21 protein-coding genes and 1 pseudogene are annotated in these 21,099 nt (G+C 33.1%); 11 read left to right on the top strand and 11 right to left on the bottom strand.

Features of this window, described 5'->3' with window-relative positions:
- The first annotated feature begins 42 nt into the window (after positions 1-42).
- Both HRU50_RS08950 and HRU50_RS08945 read left to right on the top strand, forming a co-directional pair.
- Positions 43-2,256: a leucine-rich repeat domain-containing protein gene (locus HRU50_RS08950; protein WP_296350366.1), complete on the top strand. Its 2,214-nt coding sequence runs from the start codon at positions 43-45 to the stop codon at positions 2,254-2,256.
- 140 nt (positions 2,257-2,396) lie between these two features.
- Entirely contained in the window at positions 2,397-2,840 is a 444-nt protein-coding gene (locus HRU50_RS08945) for a hypothetical protein (RefSeq protein WP_296350363.1), read from the top strand.
- Here the strand turns inward: HRU50_RS08945 and HRU50_RS08940 are convergent, their stop codons facing one another.
- From HRU50_RS08940 to map, 3 genes are read right to left on the bottom strand one after another with little or no spacing between them, the layout of a single operon-like run.
- Positions 2,841-3,605 (bottom strand): class I SAM-dependent methyltransferase, encoded by a 765-nt coding sequence (locus HRU50_RS08940; protein ID WP_296350362.1) that lies wholly within the window; start codon positions 3,603-3,605, stop codon positions 2,841-2,843.
- A gap of 7 nt (positions 3,606-3,612) precedes the next feature.
- Positions 3,613-3,933 (bottom strand): cupin domain-containing protein, encoded by a 321-nt coding sequence (locus tag HRU50_RS08935; protein ID WP_296350360.1) that lies wholly within the window; start codon positions 3,931-3,933, stop codon positions 3,613-3,615.
- Positions 3,933-4,751, bottom strand: coding sequence for a type I methionyl aminopeptidase (map, locus tag HRU50_RS08930; protein WP_296350358.1), 819 nt, complete (start codon positions 4,749-4,751; stop codon positions 3,933-3,935). Before map ends, HRU50_RS08935 begins: the two co-directional genes overlap by 1 nt.
- Positions 4,752-4,874: 123 nt before the next feature.
- Here map and HRU50_RS08925 point away from each other — a divergent pair, with 123 nt between their 5' ends.
- Positions 4,875-6,140 (top strand): acetyl-CoA hydrolase/transferase C-terminal domain-containing protein, encoded by a 1,266-nt coding sequence (locus tag HRU50_RS08925; protein ID WP_296350874.1) that lies wholly within the window; start codon positions 4,875-4,877, stop codon positions 6,138-6,140.
- 15 nt (positions 6,141-6,155) lie between these two features.
- Here the strand turns inward: HRU50_RS08925 and HRU50_RS08920 are convergent, their stop codons facing one another.
- The 4 genes from HRU50_RS08920 to gpmI all read right to left on the bottom strand — a co-directional run bounded on the left by HRU50_RS08920 (position 6,156) and on the right by gpmI (position 10,856).
- Positions 6,156-6,554 carry a BT0820 family HAD-type phosphatase gene (locus tag HRU50_RS08920; RefSeq protein WP_296350355.1) on the bottom strand — a complete coding sequence of 133 codons (399 nt, stop codon included), beginning with the start codon at positions 6,552-6,554 and terminating at the stop codon, positions 6,156-6,158.
- Positions 6,555-6,642: 88 nt separating this feature from the next.
- Entirely contained in the window at positions 6,643-7,017 is a 375-nt protein-coding gene (locus HRU50_RS08915; protein WP_296350353.1) for a response regulator, read from the bottom strand.
- A 2-nt stretch (positions 7,018-7,019) separates the two neighbouring features.
- On the bottom strand, positions 7,020-9,194 hold the full coding sequence (locus HRU50_RS08910) for an ATP-binding protein (RefSeq protein WP_296350351.1): 2,175 nt from the start codon (positions 9,192-9,194) through the stop codon (positions 7,020-7,022).
- A 144-nt stretch (positions 9,195-9,338) separates the two neighbouring features.
- Positions 9,339-10,856: a 2,3-bisphosphoglycerate-independent phosphoglycerate mutase gene (gpmI, locus tag HRU50_RS08905; RefSeq protein ID WP_296350349.1), complete on the bottom strand. Its 1,518-nt coding sequence runs from the start codon at positions 10,854-10,856 to the stop codon at positions 9,339-9,341.
- Positions 10,857-11,120: 264 nt separating this feature from the next.
- Here gpmI and HRU50_RS08900 point away from each other — a divergent pair, with 264 nt between their 5' ends.
- Positions 11,121-11,510: an ankyrin repeat domain-containing protein gene (locus HRU50_RS08900; protein ID WP_296350348.1), complete on the top strand. Its 390-nt coding sequence runs from the start codon at positions 11,121-11,123 to the stop codon at positions 11,508-11,510.
- A gap of 52 nt (positions 11,511-11,562) precedes the next feature.
- On the opposite strand, the pseudogene HRU50_RS08895 reads toward HRU50_RS08900, so the two are convergent.
- Positions 11,563-12,339 (bottom strand): annotated as a pseudogene (locus HRU50_RS08895) (M48 family metalloprotease).
- 136 nt (positions 12,340-12,475) lie between these two features.
- On the opposite strand from HRU50_RS08895, the gene HRU50_RS08890 reads away from it, so the two are divergent.
- A complete protein-coding gene (locus tag HRU50_RS08890; protein WP_296350346.1) occupies positions 12,476-12,901 on the top strand; it encodes a GNAT family N-acetyltransferase in 426 nt (141 codons plus the stop codon).
- Between the two features lie 2 nt (positions 12,902-12,903).
- Here HRU50_RS08890 and pepE read toward each other — a convergent pair whose 3' ends face one another.
- Complete coding sequence (gene pepE, locus HRU50_RS08885) at positions 12,904-13,611, bottom strand: dipeptidase PepE (RefSeq protein ID WP_296350344.1); 708 nt, start codon at positions 13,609-13,611, stop codon at positions 12,904-12,906.
- Positions 13,612-13,752: 141 nt separating this feature from the next.
- On the opposite strand from pepE, the gene HRU50_RS08880 reads away from it, so the two are divergent.
- The 6 genes from HRU50_RS08880 to HRU50_RS08855 all read left to right on the top strand — a co-directional run bounded on the left by HRU50_RS08880 (position 13,753) and on the right by HRU50_RS08855 (position 20,161).
- Positions 13,753-14,571, top strand: a complete 819-nt coding sequence (locus tag HRU50_RS08880; RefSeq protein WP_296350342.1) for a carboxypeptidase-like regulatory domain-containing protein — start codon at positions 13,753-13,755, stop codon at positions 14,569-14,571.
- Positions 14,558-15,355 (top strand): hypothetical protein, encoded by a 798-nt coding sequence (locus HRU50_RS08875; RefSeq protein WP_296350340.1) that lies wholly within the window; start codon positions 14,558-14,560, stop codon positions 15,353-15,355. The genes HRU50_RS08880 and HRU50_RS08875 overlap by 14 nt, the downstream gene beginning before the upstream one ends.
- 41 nt (positions 15,356-15,396) lie before the next feature.
- Positions 15,397-15,903, top strand: a complete 507-nt coding sequence (locus HRU50_RS08870) for a DUF6702 family protein (protein WP_296350339.1) — start codon at positions 15,397-15,399, stop codon at positions 15,901-15,903.
- Between the two features lie 65 nt (positions 15,904-15,968).
- A complete protein-coding gene (locus HRU50_RS08865; RefSeq protein ID WP_296350336.1) occupies positions 15,969-18,272 on the top strand; it encodes a M1 family aminopeptidase in 2,304 nt (767 codons plus the stop codon).
- A gap of 104 nt (positions 18,273-18,376) precedes the next feature.
- Positions 18,377-18,667 carry a twin-arginine translocase TatA/TatE family subunit gene (locus HRU50_RS08860; RefSeq protein WP_296350334.1) on the top strand — a complete coding sequence of 97 codons (291 nt, stop codon included), beginning with the start codon at positions 18,377-18,379 and terminating at the stop codon, positions 18,665-18,667.
- Between the two features lie 60 nt (positions 18,668-18,727).
- Positions 18,728-20,161 (top strand): NAD(P)/FAD-dependent oxidoreductase, encoded by a 1,434-nt coding sequence (locus tag HRU50_RS08855; protein ID WP_296350332.1) that lies wholly within the window; start codon positions 18,728-18,730, stop codon positions 20,159-20,161.
- Here HRU50_RS08855 and HRU50_RS08850 read toward each other — a convergent pair.
- Positions 20,158-20,799: an O-methyltransferase gene (locus HRU50_RS08850; RefSeq protein WP_296350330.1), complete on the bottom strand. Its 642-nt coding sequence runs from the start codon at positions 20,797-20,799 to the stop codon at positions 20,158-20,160. The two genes, HRU50_RS08855 and HRU50_RS08850, sit on opposite strands and share 4 nt — an antisense overlap.
- Before the next feature lie 26 nt (positions 20,800-20,825).
- On the bottom strand, positions 20,826-21,062 hold the full coding sequence (locus HRU50_RS08845; protein ID WP_296350328.1) for a hypothetical protein: 237 nt from the start codon (positions 21,060-21,062) through the stop codon (positions 20,826-20,828).
- Positions 21,063-21,099 lie beyond the last annotated feature (37 nt).

Below are 21,099 nucleotides of genomic sequence, written 5' to 3'. Positions count from 1 at the left end.
AATACAGAGGCATTTTTGTTTCAATTTTAAACTCAATTCATTATGAAAATAAATCTACTATACATTTTATGTTTATTCAGTTTCTGTGTTACTGCACAGGTGACAGTTTTTGACAATTTGTCTACGGCACCTAGATCACTTTACGAAAGTAATGGCTCACTTTATGTAAGAGAAAATGTCGAAATTAGAGTTTGGGACAATCTACCTCAAAACACCGACAACACAGTTGTTAGCAGTAGTCCTGGTTTTTCTGATGGTTTCGTAATTGAAAATAATGTTTTATACTATCCAGATGATAATTTAGATCTCGTTGTTAGATGGGATTTAAGCACCTCTACCCAGACGTTTTTAGGTAATAATTTCTTTGATGGTGTTAATCCAGATCACATTACTATTGTTAACGGAACAATTTATGTTACGGCAGATGTGCTTAATGGTGTTCCAGGTCTGCAAGTATTGTTGGTTTATGACAACGCATCAGATAGTTTTTTTATTGCAAATGGTTTAGGAAATGGTGACATAACTGGGATAAAGGCTGATGGCACTGATATCTATATTTTAAAAAGAACAGGCGAGTTATTGCGCGTTGATGTGTCAAATTTTAATTTTTCTGTCACTACAATAAATAATCTTGGTAACGAGGTGTTTGGTTTAGAAATTGAAAATGATTTGATATATTATACCGATAGCTTTTTTGGTGAGTTGAGATCTGTATCAAAATCTATTGTTAACGATACTCCACAAACTATCGCTACAGGCTTCAATTTAACAACCGATGTAGAGAAAGTGGGCGTTACATTTTATGTTTCAGACAGAAATAACAACACTATCTGGTCTTACACACCATCATGTACGGTAAATATCCCTGATGCAAACCTGAAAACAGCCTTGTTAAATCATGGTACAACTATCACAGGTACAAATATTGGTGTTATTGATACTAATGGAGATGGTGAAATACAATGTTCAGAGGCCAACGCTTACTCTGGTAAGTTAGATTTAAATCTTCAGTCAATTAACGATTTAACAGGTTTAGAAACCTTTACGAGTATAGTAGATTTAGATATATCAAACAATCTATTCACAAGCGTTGACATTTCGGCATTGGCTGGTTTAGTTGCGTTTAAAGCAGATTTTATGCTAGCATCTAGTATAGACTTTTCCGGTTTATCTAATCTCGAAACAGTAAACATTGCCTCTGGTTCTTTAAATTCAGTAACATTTGCTAATAATTCAAGTTTAAGAATTCTAAAGCTAGACAATAATCAATTATCAACTATTGATTTAACAGGTCTCTCTCAGTTAGAGGAATTAACTTTAAGAGTAAATCAACTCTCAAATTTAAATCTTACTCAAAATTCAAACTTAACAGAAGTTAACCTTCTGGGCAATAGCCTAACCACCATTGACATATCTCAAAACACTGCCTTAATTGAACTTAATGTTACAAGTAACAATATCGGTACTTTAGATGTCTCTCAAAATACAGTATTACAAAACATTTATGCTTCAAATAATAGTTTGAGTACTTTAGATATATCACAAAATACAGGATTATCTATACTTAATGTTAACAATAATAATCTTTCAACATTATCAGTATCACAAAACCTTAATCTCAAAGAACTATATATTGGAGGTAATAATTTTACAGGTATAAATCTTTCGCAGAATTCGCTATTAGAACAATTAGTTATTTATGGAAACACTAATTTTTCTGATCCAATAGATTTAAGCAATAATTCAAACCTAAAAATTCTCGACATTAATGATACACAACTCACAGCAATAGATTTGAGCAACAATGCAGCATTAGAAGAAGTAGATCTATTCTCAAATAGCGCATTATCTAGTGTAAATATGGCCAATGGAAACAATGCGGGTATTCTTTATGCTGATTTTACATCAAATCCCTCTTTGTCTTGCATACAAATAGACGCTAGTTTTACACCACCTACAGCGGATTGGTTTAAGGATGTAAGTGCAAATTATAGTGTTAATTGCAGTTTGTCTATAAGTGATATTAATATATCTGATGACATCAATATTTATCCAAATCCTGTACATACTTTTCTCAATATAGAATCTAATAATACATATGAAGCTATTGAAATCTATACCTTATTAGGGAAAAAAGTACTAACGGCTGAAGCAACTACCCATCTTAATGTTTCAAGCTTAAATTCTGGTATGTACCTTGTTAAAATTGTTGGTTCTAATAATGAGGTAATAATCAAAAGAATTATTAAAGATTAATTTTAACTCACGATTAAGCCATTGTCTTATTGGCCTGATTGTTTTGTGCCAATGAAGTACATTAAAAAATATAGACTAGAAGAGTCCATTGCTTCTTTTTATGCGATTCTTACTTTATTAATATTTAAAAAAACTCAACTATGAAAAACCTTATTATAAATTTAAGCTTATGTCTTTCCTCTCTTGCTTTTTATGCACAAAGTGCTACACCAAGCCAGGAAATTAATGGTATCTATTTTTTAATGGAAGCAGAGCGCGGTGTGCAGGCAAAAATATTTGAATACGGTCAGTATAATGACGCCAAATTATTGCTCATTGCATCTTGTAAACAATGTATGCCAGGGACATATACCTATCAAAAAGAGGCTAGTGAAGAATTAGATAGAGCAGTGTTTTACAATTCTACCGGATTATATGTGTTTCAATATGATGATGAGAGTTTTGTTATGATAATGCTTAATGTTACTGATGATGTCGAATGGACTGACTTTTATTTTTCAAACTTTTACAGTAAAAACAAAACTAAGGTAAAAGCAATGTCTCAGGATAAAATTAAAGCGTTTATTCTATCAATATCGGGTTAATTATTTCCTTACCAAAGGAATAATTTCACCTTTAGCCAATCTGTATTTATCAATATCTGTTTCAGAAAGCATGGCAGTGTAATCTATTTCTTCAACTTTAAACCCTATACTTCTTAGTTTTTCAAAATAATCCCGACCATATATTCTCACATGATCATACTGGCCAAAGATTTTAGCGCGCTCATTTTTATCTGTTATGGTATCATCCTCAAAGGTTGTTATTCTATTTAAATCTTGAGGAATTTGAAAAATCCCCCATCCATTCGGTTTCATAACGCGATATAATTCTTGCATGGCCTTTGTGTCATCAGAGATATGTTCAAGAACATGATTACAGAGAATAACGTCATAACTGTTATCCTCAAACGGTAAGTTGCAAATATCTGCTTTTACATCTGCTATAGGTGATTCTAAATCTGTGGTAGTAAGTGTTATGTTTTTTAAGCTTCTAAACCGTTTTAAAAAACATTGCTCTGGAGCAAAATGCAATACTTCTAATTGTTCTTCAAAGAAGTTGGTTTCATATTTTAGGTATAACCATAACAAACGGTGACGCTCAAGTGATAGGGTTGAAGGTGATAAAATATTAGGACGCTGTTTCACATAGCCATAAGGTAAAAATGTTCTAAACCCTTTTCCGTCTATGGGATCAATGTATTTTGATCCTTTTAAGAATAAAGCTAAGATTGGACGAACTACATAACTTAACCTAATCAATAAAGGTCTTGGAATAAGATTGAGGAAAAATTTGAAAAGTGCTTTCAATGAGTTGTTATTTGTATTCTTCTCGTGCCGGACAAAAAATATCAGTCAACTTACAAGCAGTCAGCGCTTTTCCACCATGAGGTATATTAGAAGGTATTTTAACAATCATACCTTTGGTATATACTTTATTATAGCCATTAACATTAAATTCAAATTCTCCTTCCAGAACTTGCATCAGCTGTTCGTGTATGTGGTGGTGAACTGGAATTTCAGATCCAGCATCAACTTCCCAATAAGCGAAGGTAAAACCTTCCATATGAACAAAGCGACCATGAAAACCTTTAATGATTTCCTTAGATTCAATATCATTAAATAGATTTAAATCCATTATAATACTAGTGCTTTTTGTCTGAACGAGTCTTCTTCATTACTCTCAATGCCAAGAGCTTCATGGACATATCCAAAGGTTGAAAGAATTTCTGGTTTACCATCAACTATAGCAATATCGTGTTCAAAATGAACACTAGGTTTACCATCTTGTGTCACTATGGTCCAGCCGTCTTTTAATTGTTTGACGCGATGTGTCCCCATATTTATCATTGGCTCAATGGCTACCACCATACCTTCAATAAACTTCTTTCCTCTGCCTCGTCTTCCATAGTTTGGCATCTCAGGATCTTCGTGCATTTTTCTGCCTAATCCATGCCCAACCAATTCTCTAACCACACCATAACCTTCTGCCTCACAATATTGTTGAATGGCATAACCAACATCACCAACTCTATTACCGATACGTAGTTGATTTATCCCTACATATAGTGATTCTTTAGTCACTCGAATGAGTTTTTTAGTAGCCTCATCCACATTTCCGATTTCAAAAGTATAAGCATGATCACCATAGAAATCATTCATTAATGCACCACAATCAATAGATACAATATCACCATCTTCTAAAGGTTTGTTAGTCGGCAAACCATGAACAACGGCCTCGTTTACACTGCACAATAACGTAGAAGGGCAATCGTATAATCCTTTAAAACCAGGTAATGCGCCATGATCTCTAATAAATTCTTCTGCAATGGTGTCTAAATGATTGGTTGTAACACCTTCTTTAACCTCTTTGGCCAGCATGCCTAAGGTTTTAGATACGATCAGCGCGCTTTGGCGCATTAATTCAATTTCTTCTTTCGTTTTGGCTATAATCATGTGATCATTATTGAAGCGCAAAGATAGCTAATTATTAGGATTAATTTTTTTCGGGTTTATGATAAATGACAGTTTTTTTTTGCTGTAAGTGAGGTAAGTTTGTATTATAAATTTTAGACAATGATGTATAAAATAGTAAGTGCAGAAGAAGCGGTAAAGGTTATAAAATCAAATGATCGCGTTTATATACAAGCTGCTGCTGCTGCACCTCAAAAATTAATAGAGGCAATGACAGCAAGGCATGAAGAATTAAGAAATGTTGAGATTTGTCATTTGCATGTTGAAGGTGATGCACCTTATGCGAATCCGGAACTCAAAGAGAGTTTTCATGTCAATTCGTTTTTTATTGGTAGAAATGTAAGGCACACTTTAAAAGCTGGAAATGGCTCGTACACTCCAGTTTTTTTAAGTGAGTTACCTACACTTTTTCAGAAGAATATCATAGAATTAGATATTGTTTTAATTCATGTTTCTGTGCCAGATAGACATGGATATTGTTCTCTAGGTGTTTCTGTTGAAGCTACTTTAGCGGCTATTGACAATGCTAAAACAGTCATCGCTCAGGTCAACAAAAACATGCCTCGTACTCATGGTGCTGGTATTATTCATATTACTGAAATAGATTATTTTGTTGAATGTGATGATGAGTTACCAAAGCTCCTTTCATCTGAACCATCAGAAATTGAAAGTAAAATAGGGGATTATGTGGCAAGTTTAATCGAGGATAGAAGTACCTTGCAAATGGGTATTGGTAATATTCCTAACGCAGTATTATCGCGGTTAACAAATCATAAAGATCTTGGTTTACATACCGAAATGTTTTCCGATGGCGTTATTGATTTAATATTAAGCGACGTGATTAATGGTAACTTTAAGACCATTAATAGAGGTAGAGCGTTAACAACCTTTTTAATTGGTTCTAAGAGACTGTATGACTATGTGGATGATAACCCATTTGTAGAGATGCGGGCATCTCATTATACTAATAACGTTGCATATATTAAACAAAATCCAAGAATGGTAGCAATCAACTCTGCCATTGAAGTAGATGTAACGGGTCAAGTTTGTGCCGATTCTATAGGTTCTAGTATGTACTCTGGAGTTGGTGGTCAGATGGATTTTATTCGTGGTGCTTCGTTAAGTGAAGACGGTAGAGCCATTATTGCATTACCTTCTGCCACTAGAAAAGGTGTTAGTAGAATAGTCCCAGCATTAAAACCTGGTGCAGGGGTTGTAACAACTAGAGCACACGTGCATTATGTAGTTACCGAATATGGAATAGCTAATTTGTTTGGGAAAACAATAAAGGATCGTGTTAAAGCATTAGTTGATATTGCTCATCCTGATCATAGGGAAGAAATAGATAGGTCCTATTTTAACTTACTCTAGACGTAATGGTGGTATTTAAAATTGCCACCATTTTTTTTTAGGTTTTTTAATATCCGGTATCTCGTTTGTAATCATTTGGTAGATTTCTCCCCATCCAAGAATACCACCTATATTACGATCATCAATAAAAATATCAGCATGTATTTTACGACTTCTACTGTAATCAAATTTTTCTTCAGGGAAACTGCAATTTACAGCGTAGAATTCTATACCATTATCCTTGCAAAAATCTACAGCTTCTTGAAGTTTTACGCCATTTCTATACGTCCATAAAATAAGTCTATGTCCATCATCTTGCAGACGTTTTAACGTTTCGAAGGCAAATATTCTCGTTTTGCCAATTTTTGGATAAGCATCTTCTACAATTGTACCGTCAAAATCAACGGCAATAACAAGTTTATCTAAAAAATTCATAGGTTTATTTTAGAAGGCAAACTTACAATAAAAAATAATGTAAACTGTTTATGGATTTCTATGTGCATGCTAACTTTTAAGTCGTTTATCAAGGAATGTCGATTACTTTTTCAATAGCATCATGCATGGATTGAATATCAAATGGCTTTGTGAAATATTTTAGAATAATACCTTCATCCACTGCTTTTTCAATCTCATCTGTAATATTATAACCAGATAACATAAAGAATTTTTTATCAGGGTACACTGTTTTGGCCTTTGTAATAAAATCATAACCGTTCATCACAGGCATTTTCATATCACAAATTATGACCATTATATCTGGATTTGACTCAAGCACCTCAAGTCCTATTTTTCCGTTTAATGCGGTTAGTACTGTATAATTGTTTTTAAAGTTATACTTGAAGAGCATTAGGTTGATTTTTTCATCATCAACATATAATATTTTTGGCTTATCACTCATAATTAATTTCCTAATGGTAATTTAATAGTTACTTTCGTCCCAATACCAATTTTAGATTCAAATATTAAGTCTCCTTTGTGGTCTTTTATGATTGAATAAGTAATTGATAAACCCAAGCCTGTTCCTTGTCCAGGATGTTTGGTGGTAAAAAAAGGATCTGTGACTTTTGGTAAATCACTCTCACTTATGCCGGTACCATTGTCAGTTACTTCTATAATTGCATAAGATTTTTCAAGACTTGTATTAATTGTAATACGTCCTTTATCATTAATGGATTGTAATGCGTTCAGAAGGACATTAAAAAAAGCTTGGTGCAATTTACTTTTATTACCATTAATTGATATTATGTCCTTTGAATATTCTCTTGTAATATCTATTTTGAATAAATGCTCATTGTGCATCACAGTTAAACAATTATCTATAATCGAATGAATATTGCAATCTTCATTAAAATCAGTAGACTCCTTACTAAATTCATTAAGGCCCTTAACAATTGAAGAAATTCTATCTATAGTTATTTGTATACTTGATAAAAGCAAGTCTGTTTTTTCTTTATCCTGACTGCCATACTTTTCGAGGTAACTTTGTAAGCCAAAATGTGCACCAGACAGGTAGTGTAGTGGGTTGTTGATTTCATGAGAAATACCAGCAGTAAGTATACCTAATGAGGCCATTTTCTCGGATTGAACCAGTCTGGTTTGGGCTTCTTTTAGAGATTCTAAAGTCGTTTCTAATTCTTCTTTTTGGTCTACAAGTTCTTGATTTAGATTTTCTAACTTTTTATTTGCTGATTCTAAATCTTTAGTTCTGTTCTTAACTAATTTTTCAAGGTTAAACTTATGCTCTTCCAGTTCCGACTCATAATTTTTAATTCTAGTTACGTCGAAAGTAGCGCCGGCAACTCCAATTTTGTCTTCAGCAAGATTGATTTTGAATTTTAGGTCTCTTAACCATAAGGTTTCACCATTGATTTTTGTTTTAAATTCTAACTCAATGTAGTCTTTTTTTCCTTTAAGGATTTGTTCATTAGCGGCGTGCAGTCTAGTGTAAACCTCATCTGCAAAGAGCTTCTGTCCATCTGGATTATCCGCATTATGTTGAGATCTTAATTCTAAGACTTTCTTGTTTTCATAGATATGATTAAGTTTACTATCCTTAATATAAGCATACATAGGTGTGTTATCCATGAAGCTATTGAATCTATCATTGCTCTCTTTAAGAAGTGTTTCAGCTCTTTTCCGTTTAACTTCTTCTTTTAAAATATTTTGAGCTTTTGTAAAAGATCTTAGATAAAATATAAGACCAATGAATAAAAGAGTAAAAATAACTAACAGTCTATTTCTATACTTTAAAAGTAACGCTGAGACATTGCTCTTTTGAAATGTAATTAAAACCGTCCATTTTGAGGATTGAATAGGCACAGGATCAAAAGCAACAAAAGTATCATCAACGTCTGTTTCTATATTATTATAATGATTGTCAACTGCTTGTTCTATTCCGCTATTATTGGCTTCAATAAAATTTAATAATTCAACAGCTTTGTCATCAAATTCTGACGTTACGAGGTAAGTTTTTCCTATATGTGATTTGTCTGTACAGTATATGACAGTATAATTATCAGTTATAAGTGAGGCATTAATTCTTTTGTTTTGCTTGATTTGACCTAGAAAAATTTCACCAATTTTATCAACAGGTATAAGAATGGCCATACTTCCGACAAATTCTTCTTGCTTGAATATAGGCACATGAATACCTATCGCATAATATCCTTGAACACTTTTAAAAATATTACTGATTACAGGTTTTTTGGTCGCATGAATTTTTTTAACATGTTCTTGTTGCGAGATATCACTACCTATTGCAGACTTAACATAAGGATAAGTATACAGAATTGTTCCGTTGGCGTCAACTCGTGTTATGGCATTAAGGTCGTTTTTATGAGTCTCATAAAACTGTTGCATTGATAATTTACCCTTGTCAGAGAAAGAAACTATATCCTCATCTTTAACTACAAAACTTAAATTAGATATATAATTGTCAATGAAAGAGGATACACCAAGTGAAGCCGTTTGAGCTAAAAGTAATTGTTCACTACTATAATCACTGAATGAGTTATTTTTAATATCTCGGTATAGCCAATTGAATGCTAAGAAAAAAACAAATAGCATAGCTGGCATAAGAAAATACCTTTTTGAAAGACTATTTTCAGACAAACGAATTAAAGAGGGAAATCCCACGTAGTATAATAGCTAATTATACTAAAGGTAATCAAATTAATTAATTATGACTTATGCTATAATTAATTAATTGTTAATTCATCTTTAAATAAGAGAACTGCGTGTCATGGCTTCTGGTTGTTCTACTCCTAATAAGTTTATTACTGTAGGCGCAATATCTCCCAATATACCATCATTAATTTCTTTTAAATCCTTATCAATCAAAATAATAGGCACAGGATTTGTAGTATGAGCAGTATGTGGTGTTCCATCTGGATTAACCATGGTTTCACAATTGCCATGATCAGCAATAAGAATGGTAGTATAATTATGTTCTAATGCAGTAGATACAACATCTTCAACACATTTGTCAACAGCTTCACATGCCTTTATAGCTGCTTCCATTACACCTGTATGTCCAACCATATCACCATTAGCAAAATTTAGACAAACAAAGTCAACGTCTTCTTTTTGTAATTCTGGGACCAATGCATCTCGCAATTCATAAGCACTCATTTCTGGTTTTAGGTCATATGTTGCGACTTTTGGTGAGTTTCTTAGGATCCGAGTCTCACCTTCAAAAGGTTCCTCTTGTCCACCAGAAAAGAAGAATGTAACATGCGGATATTTTTCAGTTTCTGCAATTCTGATTTGCTTTTTGTTATTCTTAGCTAATACTTCACCTAGCGTTTGAGTGAGGTTTTCTTTATTGAAAATAACATTTATGCCAGAAAAACTATCATCATAATTTGTCATGGTTACATAATGCAAATTAAGTTTATGCATATTTTGTTCATGAAAATCTTCTTGAGATAGGGCTTGTGTTAATTGACGACCTCTATCTGTTCTAAAGTTAAAGAAAATGATAACATCATCAGCTTCAATGTTTCCTATCGGATTATTGTCTTTGTCTACTACTACAAGAGGTTTAATAAACTCGTCAGTAATATTTTCTTCGTAGCTTTTTTCTATTGACTTAAGAATATTAGATGTGCTTGTACCTTTACCATTTACAACAGCGTCATATGCAAGTTTAACACGTTCCCATCTTTTGTCTCTATCCATAGCATAGTATCTCCCGGTAACAGATGCGAGTTTTCCAGTTGATTTTTCTAGGTGATCTTCTAAACTAGAAATGAAACCATATCCAGATTTTGGATCTACGTCTCTACCGTCTGTAAACGCATGAACAAACACATCCTCTAAGCCAAATGCTTTTGCAGCATCAATGAGTCCAAAAAGGTGATTAATGTGAGAATGTACACCACCATCACTAACTAATCCTAAAAGATGAACATTTTTTTTATTCTCCTTTGCATAAGTAAAGGCATTTATTAAGACTTGTTCCTCTTGAAGTGTCTTATTTTCTACAGCAAGGTTAATCTTAACTAAGTCTTGATATACTATTCTACCAGCACCAAGATTCATATGACCTACTTCACTATTTCCCATCTGGCCTTCAGGTAAACCAACATGAAGTCCATCAGTTCTTAAACTGGCATTTGGAAACTTTGTATATAATGAATCTATAAATGGTGTTTGCGCATTGTCAATAGCAGAAACTTTCGGGTCTGGAGATTTACCCCAACCGTCTAAAATCATTAAAATAACCTTCTTATTCATGGTCCTAAATTATTTGATATTCAAATATAGTATATACTAAATGATAACATAATTCTAAGATTGAAAAATTTAAAGAGTTATCATTTTCGTCAATTACTTTAAGTGCTGTATTCCTTGTACTATTAAAATTTAGAAAACCTTAACAGATTTGTTTTCAAAATGTTAAATAAGTGTTATTAGAATTTATATGGTGTAACAATTACTGTTTAATATCGTCTATTAAGCATAATCGAAAAACAATCAATTAATTTAAAATCTTTCATCATGAAAAAAACATCATTAATCGTCGCCTTAGCATTAGGGTTATCAATTCCCAACGTAAATGCTTCTAATGAAATTATGCCATCAAACACTTTTGAGGTATCGAATAAGGTTGTAAAAATTAGCCCATTATGCAAAGCAGTTGCAACTGGCGATATTGAACTGGTTAAAACTTACATTAGACAAGGAGTCGATATTAACAAAAAATCTAATGGCATGCTGCCAATTCATTATGCGGCGAAGTACAATCGCGTAGAATTAATTAAAGTTTTAATTACTGCAGGTTCGGAGATTCATACACCATGTGATTTAGGTTACACCGCATTAATTCATGCAGAAAAAACAAAGGCAACAGAAGCGGCACAGTTTTTGAAACGTTTTAAAAAGAAATAGTCTAGAATTTAGACAATTATTTGAGTTAGTTAGTTAAAAAGCGTCTTAATAATTAAGACGCTTTTTTGTATTTACGAATAGCTTCTCTAATTTTTTCAATACGATTTTCAGGATCGGGATGTGTGCTTTAAAACTCTGAAATTCGGTTTGGACCAGCAGCCTCTTTTAAAATTTTCATTACTCCTATCATTTCTTCAGGGTTGTAACCGGCTTCTATCAAAAAATGTACACCTAACTCATCACTCTCAAGTTCATCATCTCTACCGTTTTGTAATAATTGACCATGACCATATTGCTGGGCAACCTGTCCCATATCTATGGCTCCAGCTCCCATAACAATCGTCTTCCATTTTTGAGAATCTGTGATACGTTCATTAGAATGTTTACCGAGTACATGACCAATTTCGTGACCTAGGACTCCTGCTAATTGATCTTCGTTTTCAAGTTTAGAGAAGAGTGCATATGTAATAAATATTTGTCCGCCAGGTAACGCAAAAGCATTGATTGTTCTGTCATCTGCTAAAAGATGAAATTCGTATTTGTATGGAGTATTTTTCGCAATACTGCTTTGTACCAATTTGTTGCCAACATTATCAATTAAGGCTTGATAGTCATTACGTGGATGCAATCCGCCATGTTGTTGAGCCATTTGAGGTGCGCTTTGAAGACCAATAGCAATTTCCTGATCCGGCGATAATGAAATGGCTTGAACTCTTCCTGTATATGGGTTTTCTTCCCTTTGACTCCAATTACGGACTAAAGCAAATATCACTATTGCTGCGCCAATGAATAGTCGGGTTTTAAAATTTCCTCTCCTTCCTCTTCTCATATTGAATGTGTTAGTGTGTTTAAGTTACAAAAGTTTGACACAATAAATGAAGAAAAGTCATTTCTAATAAATAATTTGACTTGAGATTGTAAGTGGAAAAGATGCGCTAAAGAATGTAATTATTTACTTTTATGACATGAATTGCCAATTTCAAATATTATCTAATAATCAATTAGATTTGATTCTTCCTTTAGTCTATGAACTTAATGAAGGTAACATTAGTAAACCAATCTTAAGAAGTCGTTTTGCTGAAATGAAAAATCAGAATTACGAATGTGTTGTTATTAAAAAGGATGAAGCGATAGTAGGTGTTAGCGGCTTATGGTTTTGTACTAGACATTACTCAGGTAAATCTGTTGAATTAGATCATGTGTTTATAAAACCTGAGCATAGAGGTCAAGGATTAGGAAAAGCTTTTATGGAATGGATTTATAATTATTGTAAAAGCAAGGGATGCGAATCAATAGAATTAAATACTTATGTGCAAAACTATCCGTCACATAAGTTTTATTATAACGAAGGTTTTATTTTGAAGGGTTACCATTTTTTTAAAACACTGTGATTTTAGGTTAAAAAACTTAAATCAGCTTCTGTAGATATTTCGTATGGGTCTTTATTATGTTCAAATATTCTTGCCTTATAAATGCCTTTTAAGGATATGTTGTTGTTTTCAACAGAAATCCAACTACCTTCTCTCAATCCAATTACTGGTGGCGTATTATAAGCATGGAATTCTTTAATTCTAGTTTCTCGTGTTTCACCCATATGCGTACTGTCAGGGTTTGGATCTAAATAATGCGGGTTTATATTAAAAGGCACAAAGCCGATAGTCTTAAAACTCGGCGGATATACAATTGGCATATCATTAGTTGTATTCATTGTAAGTCCACAAATATTACTGCCAGCACTTGTTCCCAAATAAGGGGTTCCATTTTCTACAACCGATTTGATTGCTGTTAGGATATCGTTTTTGTACAATTGATTGACTAATACAAAGGTATTGCCACCTCCAACAAAAATTCCCTTGGCGTCATAGATTGCTTTTTTAGGGTCTTCAAATTCATGAATGCCTTTAAGTGATTTTCCTATTTTCTTAAAAGCTTCTGAGGCTTTTTCGGTATACTCATTGTGTGTAATTCCTCCGGGTCTAGCATATGGAATAAATAAAATCTCTTCACATGATTTAAAGTGTATAGATAATTCATCTAATAAATATTCTAAATAATCACTCCCGTGTATCGTAGAAGTACTTGCTATAATTAAAGATCTCAAAGCTATAATGTTTGTTTCAGTGATTAAAAATAGTAAAAGCCTATCAATTTGTTTTGTTGAACGAATTTAACAAACATTTATTAGGATAATTTTATGAGAATTGAAGATTATAGGCGAACTTTATAAAACTAAAAACTAAGTATGAAACATACATTACTCTTTTTTTATTGTCTTTTTACAGTAACCATTTTCGCGCAAGAAGTTGATCGTATTACTGTTAATGGTCGTATTTCTGTTTCAAACAATGAAAAAGAAGGTGTTGCTGTATATAACACTTCATCAAATAAAGGCACTGTTACTGATGAAAATGGTGAATTTAAAATAGAGGTTATTAAAAATGATATTATAGAATTTAGTTCATTGCAGTTTCAAGACTTTAAAGTAACTATTACAGAAGATGTATTAAAGTCTAAACAGCTTACAGTAATATTGGTTGAAGAAGTTAATAAATTAGATGAGGTTGTTCTTTTGCCTTTTGGGCTTACAGGAAATATCAATGCAGATCTACAAAATGTAAGAACTTATAATGTGAGTTTAGATGATGTTTATTATGGCTTAGATCATCTTGAAGATTTTGATTTTTCGGCAGATTTTAATACTCGTGTTAATGAGAATATTGCCTTTAATGACAATAATAGACGAGTAGATAATATGCTTAATGTAGTGAACTTAGCAGGTTTTATAGTGAATCAAGTAGTGGATATCGATCATAGTGATGATAGCGAGGCGACTGAAAAGATAAAGAAAACACCTTTTAAGGAAGCCTTAGATAAATATAGTTACAATTACATCCATGTCAATTTTGATATACCACTAAATGAAGTTGAAGCCTTTATAGAATATATAGAGAAAGAAGGAGTAGAAGAGGCCTTATTAGACAAGGATAAAGAAATGCAGCTGTTAGAGCGTATTACTCAACTCAGTAAAACTTACCTAAATAAAAAGAGTGAAGAAGATTAAAGGGCTTCTATTTGTTTCAATTTCGTTTTTTGTTTTATCTGCAGAAGCTCAAAGAAAAGAGCTTAAAGGAAAACTCATAGCAAAAGATGAAGTAGAGGGCATTCATATACTTAATGCCACCGCTTCAAAATATGCCATTTCGGATATTGATGGAAGTTTTACCATTATTGCAAAGTCTTATGATACACTTGTTGTTTCTGGTTTAAAGTATCAAAATAAAGAGGTTGTAATTACCAAGCAACAAGAAGACTTAGGAGTGCTATCAATCTATCTCGAAGAGCGCATTACAGCTTTAGATACTGTGATGGTAGGGCTATTTTTAACAGGGAGTTTAGAATCTGACTTACAAAATTCTGATGCAGAAACCGAAGTGAATTTTTATGATCTCGGCATACCAGGTAACACCAATTTACCGCTTACTCAAAATGAAAGAAAGCTACATGATGCAGATGCAGGTTCTTGGGGTTTTATAGGGTTTGGTGGTGGGGTTAATCTTCACAAGCTGTTAAATAGAATTAGTGGTAGAACAAAGAAACTTAGAGCAGTTGTTAACCTTGATAAAAAGGATGAGTGTATCACTAATCTAAGAGAGAATTATGAGTCAATTCTTTTTGAAAAAGATTCGTTGGCATTAAATCTTCGCAATGAATATTTTATGTTCTGCCAAGAGGATTCTAAATTTCTAGCACTTTGTACTACAAATAATCAAATAGAGTTGTTAGAATTTCTCCAGCAAAAGTTAGTAGCATATAGAGAAAATAGGAAGTCTGTTGAAAAAGATTAATTTTGGAATACTTTTTGGAACTAACCATTAAAAAACTAAAAATGAGATTCCGTTTATTTCTAGTATCATTAGTAATTTTTCCAATTCTTGTGGCCTCTGCAGGTTTACATGACTATTTTGTCAGTGTTACTGTAGTTGAATATTCTGAAAAGGAAAAATCGCTTCAAATTATTAGTCAAATATTTATCGATGATTTGGAAGAGTTAATAAGAACTCGATATGATGAAACTGTGACTTTAGAAGGTAACGATGAGCCTATGATGGTCGATGACTATGTTCAAAGGTATTTGTCTAAAAAGTTAATAGTCAATGTAAACGGAAACGAAAAACAGTTTAATTACATAGGGAAAGAGTATATTGATGATATCGCGTATTGTTATTTAGAAATTGCGGGTATTAGCGATATAAAATCATTAGACATCACTAATAAGATTCTGTTTGATGTAATTCCAGAGCAACAAAATATTGTTAGATTTAAGCTTAAAGGAAAAAATAAGAGCTTCATTTTATTACCTGGAAAAGATAACTGCGTGTTAAACTTTGATTAAAAACACTTTTTTAGAACAGTAATTTTTCTATTTTCGACATCATTTTTTTTAACACAAATTCAATTATGAAAATTTTAAAGAATTTTTTATTCGTATTGATGCTGGTTTCTTTGGGTGCTTACGCTCAAGAAGATACGAAGGAAGAACGTAAACCAGGTCATACCAATGAAAACAAATTCAAGCAGTTATACGACGAATTTGCGACGCCAAATATGTTTAGAACGGGTTCTGGGGCTCCAGGTCCGGCATATTATCAGCAACAAGCAGATTATAAAATGGATATCGTGCTTGATGATGAAAAGGCAAGGCTTTATGGTGATGAAACAATCACATATACCAATAATTCACCAGATGTTTTAACATATCTGTGGGTACAGCTAGATCAGAATGTACGTGCCAAAGATTCTAAGTCACCATTAATAAATGGCTCGGGTGTTGGACCTGCTGCATTTCCTTCAACAGTAACAAATACATATTTAAAACCACGTTTTGATGGTGGTTTTAATATAGAACATGTAAAGGATGGTAATGGTAAAGATTTAAAATTCATGGTAAATCGCACAATGATGCGAATAGAATTGCCTGAAGCTATGAAAACTGGTGATCAGTTTTCTTTTCAAATTAAATGGTGGTATAATATTAATGATCACGTTAATCAAGGTGGAAGATCGGGATATGAATATTTTCCTGAAGACGACAATAGAGCATATGTTATAGCGCAGTTCTACCCACGTATGGCTGTATATAACGATGTTGAAGGTTGGCAAAATTCTCAATTCTGGGGAAGAGACGAGTTTGCCCTTCCATTCGGAAATTTTGATGTTAATATTACAGTACCTGCAGATCACATCTTAGATGGTACTGGTGTTTTAACAAATAGAGAAGAAGTGTTCTCAAAGCAGATGATGAAGCGCTACAAAAAGGCCTTAAAGTCTTACGATGAGCCAGTAGTCATAGTAACACAAGAAGAAGCAGAAAAAGCTGAAAAATCAAGAAGTAAAAAGACAAAAACTTGGAGGTTATCTGCTAAAATGGTTAGAGACTTTGGTTTTACATCTTCAAGAAAATTTATCTGGGATATGATGGCTGTAAAGCTTGGAGAAAGAGATGTAATGGCGGTGTCTTTATATCCAAAAGAAGGAAATCCTTTATGGGAAGAATGGTCAACTAAGGCTGTTGCAAGTACATTAAAGTCTTATTCTCGTATGACATTTGATTACCCTTATCACAAAGCAATTTCCGTACATGCTAAAAGCCAAGGAATGGAATATCCTATGATTTGCTGGAATTATGGTAGACCTGATAAGGATGGGAACTATTCTGACAGAACAAAATACGGTATGATGAGTGTTATCATACACGAAGTTGGTCATAACTTCTTTCCAATGATCGTTAACAGTGATGAACGTCAGTGGACATGGATGGATGAAGGTTTAGATACATTTTTACAGTATATAGCGGAGCAAGATTTTGGTAAATGGTACCCAGATGCTTTATCTCCAAATGATGAGACGTATCCGTCTAGACGTGGGCCAGCAAGAAAAATTGTAAGATACATGGGAGGTGACCAAGATTATATTGCACCAATTATGAGTAAAGGATTAAATACCTATCAATTTGGCAATAATGCTTATGGTAAACCTGCAACAGGTTTAAATATCTTAAGAGAAACCATAATGGGACGAGAGTTGTTTGATTATGCATTTAAAGAATATGCGAATCGTTGGATGTTTAAACACCCAACACCTGAGGACTTTTTCCGTACAATGGAAGATGCTTCTGCTTTTGATTTAGATTGGTTTTGGAGAGGTTGGTTCTATACAACAGACTACACAGATATAGGTGTTAAAGAAGTAAAAAAGTTCGTTGTAACAGATGTTCCTAATGAAAATGGTAAGAAAATAGCAGAACGTTATAATTTAGATCCTGATGCGTTAGTATATTTTATTCCTGAAGGAGAAGAAGGTTATGATGAAGCAATGAAATCAAAAACTGCAATTGAAGAAGTGTCTACAGTAAAAGAATACCTGATGGATAACTTCACACCTGAAGAAAGAAAGAACTTAAAAGCATCACCTAAGTATTTTTATCAAGTGACTTACAATAAACCTGGTGGTTTAGTTATGCCTTTAATTGTAGAATATGAGTATGCCGATGGTACTAAGGAAAAAGTAACTTTTCCAGCTCAGATTTGGAGGCTGAATGACAAGGAAGTAACAAGAGCAATAGCTAGTGATAAAGAAATTATTTCAATCACTGTAGATCCAGATTTAGAAACTGCAGATGTTGATACGTCTAATAACGCTTGGCCTAAAGAAGTTAAGGAAAGCGATTTTGAAAAATTCAAGAATAAAAAAATTAAAGGATAAATCTATTATCCTTGGATTTAAAGCCGGCTGTTATGCCGGCTTTTTTATTATAATATTATAACTGATATTTCAACGAAAAATTAAAAACTAACTATATTTGCAGCATGATGCATCAACCAACATTGCTATTTATTGGAAGCACTGAGATTATCTTTATACTCTTCATTGTAGTATTGGTATTTGGAGCAGATAAATTACCTGAAATAGCGAGAGGATTAGGCAAAGGAATGCGTACACTTAAGGACGCTACAAATGATATTAAGCATGAAGTTACCAAAAGTGCTAAGGAGAATAATATCATAGACACCGATGCAGCAAAAGAGATTCAAGAAGAGATCAATAAAGTAAAGGATGATCTCGGTGATTTTACAGGCTCTATTAAGCGTAAGATGTAATAGCTGTACTTCCGCGTTTTTTTTATATTTTGAAGGGAATTTTAACCGCTTTAATTCCTTATGAATAAGTATGACGTTGTCGTTATCGGTGCTGGAATTTCAGGCATTGATGCGGCCTATCGTATTCAGACGAATTGTCCGTCACATTCCTTTACGATTTTAGAAGGAAGAGAAAATCTTGGAGGAACTTGGGATTTGTTTAAATATCCTGGAATACGCTCGGATTCTGATATGTATACGTTTGGTTTTCCTTTTAGTCCTTGGACAAATGATCAAGCGATTTCAGATGCAGGTTCTATTCTAGAATATCTCAATGATACGGTCGATAAATTCGACATCAGGAAACATATTCAATTTAACACTAAAGTTCTTGCTGCAGATTGGTCAAGTCAGGAAGCTTGTTGGACATTAAAAGTAGAACAAGGTGAGGTAAAAACTATTAAATGTAATTTCATATACATGGGTACTGGCTATTATGACTATGAAAAAGGATATCAACCAGTTTTTCCTAACCAAGATGATTTTGAGGGTCCAATAATTCATCCTCAAAAATGGGATACAACCTTAGACTATAGCAATAAAGAGATCATTATTATTGGTAGTGGTGCAACAGCAGTTACTCTTATGCCAGAATTGGCAAAAAAAGCAAAGAAAGTTACACTGCTCCAAAGGTCTCCAACTTATATTTTAGCATTCCCTAAAAATGATAAAATTGCAAACTTTTTTAAGAAGATAATGCCATCTAAAATGGCTCATAATGCAGCGAGATGGAAAAATATTATGACGAGTATTTGGTTATATAAAGCTTGCAGAAAATGGCCAAATACCATGCGTAAATTCTTCAAGAAAAATATAGCTAAAATCTTAGAGGATAAATATGAAGATAAACACTTTAATCCTAAAAATAATCCATGGGATCAGCGTTTATGTTTGGTGCCTGATGCCGACATGTTTAAGACCATTAAAAGTGGTAAAGGTGTCATGGTAACCGATACAATAAAATCCTTCACAAAATCTGGAATTCTATTAGATTCTGGTAAAGAATTAAATGCAGATATCATTGTAACTGCTACAGGTTTAAATATTAAAGTTTTTGGAGGTATTAAAGGTACGGTTGATGGGAAACTTATTGATACTTCTCAAATACATACCTATAGAGGTTGTATGGCTAGTGAAGTGCCTAATTTGGTGTTTGCTGTTGGTTATACAAACGCCTCATGGACCTTAAAGGTAGATTTAGTAGCTCAGTTTACAACAAGGTTACTAAATCATATGAAAAAAAATAATTACAAAGCGTGTACACCAAGATTTGATACTGATATTTTTAAGACAGAACGCTTATTAGATTTTGATGCCGGATATATTTTAAGAGCAAAAGATCAACTGCCTAAGCAAGGAAATAAATTACCTTGGAAGATTTATCAGCATTATATCAAAGATGTGTTTATGATTAAATATGGAAAAGTCAAAGATAAATACCTCGAGTATCGTTAAATTTTACGACTTATAGTTAGACCATCTCTTATTGGCAATACAACAGTTTCGACACGTGGATCTTCCTTTAATAGCCTATTGTACTCTAAGATAGCCTTTGTTGAATTATCCTTGTTTTGTAAAGGTTCAACGACTTTACCATGCCATAAGACGTTGTCAGATAATATAATACCACCAGGATTAAGTCTATCAACAATAAGTTGAAAGTAGTTGCAGTAGTTTGGTTTATCTGCATCTATAAACACCAAGTCGTATGTTTTATTGATGGTTGGAATAATATCAATAGCATTCCCAATATGTTGAGTGATATTATCACCAAACCCAGACTTGTCAAAATACAAGCGTTGAAAGTCTTCTAATTCTTCATTAATGTCTATGGTGTGTATTTCGCCATTGGTTTGCAAACCCTCTGCAAGGCAAAGGGTTGCATAACCTGTAAATGTTCCTAATTCTAATATGGTTTTTGGTCTTACCAATTTTGAAATCATACTTAGAACTCTACCTTGATACGGTCCACTAAGCATAATGGGTTGCAAAACCTTTTGATAGGTTTCTCTAGTTAATTGTTGTAACAATTCTGGTTCTTGCTCTGAATGTGCAACAACATAACTATCTAATTTTTCAGGAAGAAAAAACATATTAGAATTTACTGTGCTTTGGGTTTTTATTCACCAGCCGGTTCTTCGGCAGGTGCTTCTGCTTCAGGGATAGGTTCTGGTTCTGGACTTTTTCCGGTAAAAAACAAAATTGCTCCTACAACAATAAGTCCTAATTTGATCGCCCAAGCAACGCCTTCACCCCATTCATAGATCCAAATCAAAATGGTTGGGACTCTGTCTATAAAGTTTAACACAATAGCAAAAAGACCGAAAAAGATCATGTAACCTTCTAATTTCTTCATAATTTTTATAGTTGATGATTTAGTTTCTAAATATAGA

Origin of the sequence: Winogradskyella sp., from assembly GCF_013213835.1 — a bacterium.
In the GTDB taxonomy this organism is placed as follows: Bacteria; Bacteroidota; Bacteroidia; order Flavobacteriales; family Flavobacteriaceae; genus Winogradskyella.
Note: the sequence above shows the minus strand (reverse complement) of the source record. Positions and strands in the feature narration are given on the sequence as shown.

Excerpts from the sequence above, each read along its gene's own strand:
- HRU50_RS08880 (WP_296350342.1), top strand. The coding sequence starts at position 13,753 with ATGAAACATACATTACTCTTTTTTTATTGTCTTTTTACAGTAACCATT.
- HRU50_RS08915 (WP_296350353.1), bottom strand. The coding sequence starts at position 7,017 with ATGAGTGATAAGCCAAAAATATTATATGTTGATGATGAAAAAATCAAC.
- HRU50_RS08900 (WP_296350348.1), top strand. The coding sequence starts at position 11,121 with ATGAAAAAAACATCATTAATCGTCGCCTTAGCATTAGGGTTATCAATT.
- HRU50_RS08935 (WP_296350360.1), bottom strand. The coding sequence starts at position 3,933 with ATGGATTTAAATCTATTTAATGATATTGAATCTAAGGAAATCATTAAA.
- HRU50_RS08950 (WP_296350366.1), top strand. The coding sequence starts at position 43 with ATGAAAATAAATCTACTATACATTTTATGTTTATTCAGTTTCTGTGTT.
- HRU50_RS08945 (WP_296350363.1), top strand. The coding sequence starts at position 2,397 with ATGAAAAACCTTATTATAAATTTAAGCTTATGTCTTTCCTCTCTTGCT.
- HRU50_RS08890 (WP_296350346.1), top strand. The coding sequence starts at position 12,476 with ATGAATTGCCAATTTCAAATATTATCTAATAATCAATTAGATTTGATT.
- HRU50_RS08870 (WP_296350339.1), top strand. The coding sequence starts at position 15,397 with ATGAGATTCCGTTTATTTCTAGTATCATTAGTAATTTTTCCAATTCTT.
- gpmI (WP_296350349.1), bottom strand. The coding sequence starts at position 10,856 with ATGAATAAGAAGGTTATTTTAATGATTTTAGACGGTTGGGGTAAATCT.
- HRU50_RS08855 (WP_296350332.1), top strand. The coding sequence starts at position 18,728 with ATGAATAAGTATGACGTTGTCGTTATCGGTGCTGGAATTTCAGGCATT.
- HRU50_RS08845 (WP_296350328.1), bottom strand. The coding sequence starts at position 21,062 with ATGAAGAAATTAGAAGGTTACATGATCTTTTTCGGTCTTTTTGCTATT.
- HRU50_RS08910 (WP_296350351.1), bottom strand. The coding sequence starts at position 9,194 with ATGCCAGCTATGCTATTTGTTTTTTTCTTAGCATTCAATTGGCTATAC.
- HRU50_RS08850 (WP_296350330.1), bottom strand. The coding sequence starts at position 20,799 with ATGTTTTTTCTTCCTGAAAAATTAGATAGTTATGTTGTTGCACATTCA.
- HRU50_RS08865 (WP_296350336.1), top strand. The coding sequence starts at position 15,969 with ATGAAAATTTTAAAGAATTTTTTATTCGTATTGATGCTGGTTTCTTTG.
- HRU50_RS08925 (WP_296350874.1), top strand. The coding sequence starts at position 4,875 with ATGTATAAAATAGTAAGTGCAGAAGAAGCGGTAAAGGTTATAAAATCA.
- map (WP_296350358.1), bottom strand. The coding sequence starts at position 4,751 with ATGATTATAGCCAAAACGAAAGAAGAAATTGAATTAATGCGCCAAAGC.
- HRU50_RS08920 (WP_296350355.1), bottom strand. The coding sequence starts at position 6,554 with ATGAATTTTTTAGATAAACTTGTTATTGCCGTTGATTTTGACGGTACA.
- HRU50_RS08860 (WP_296350334.1), top strand. The coding sequence starts at position 18,377 with ATGATGCATCAACCAACATTGCTATTTATTGGAAGCACTGAGATTATC.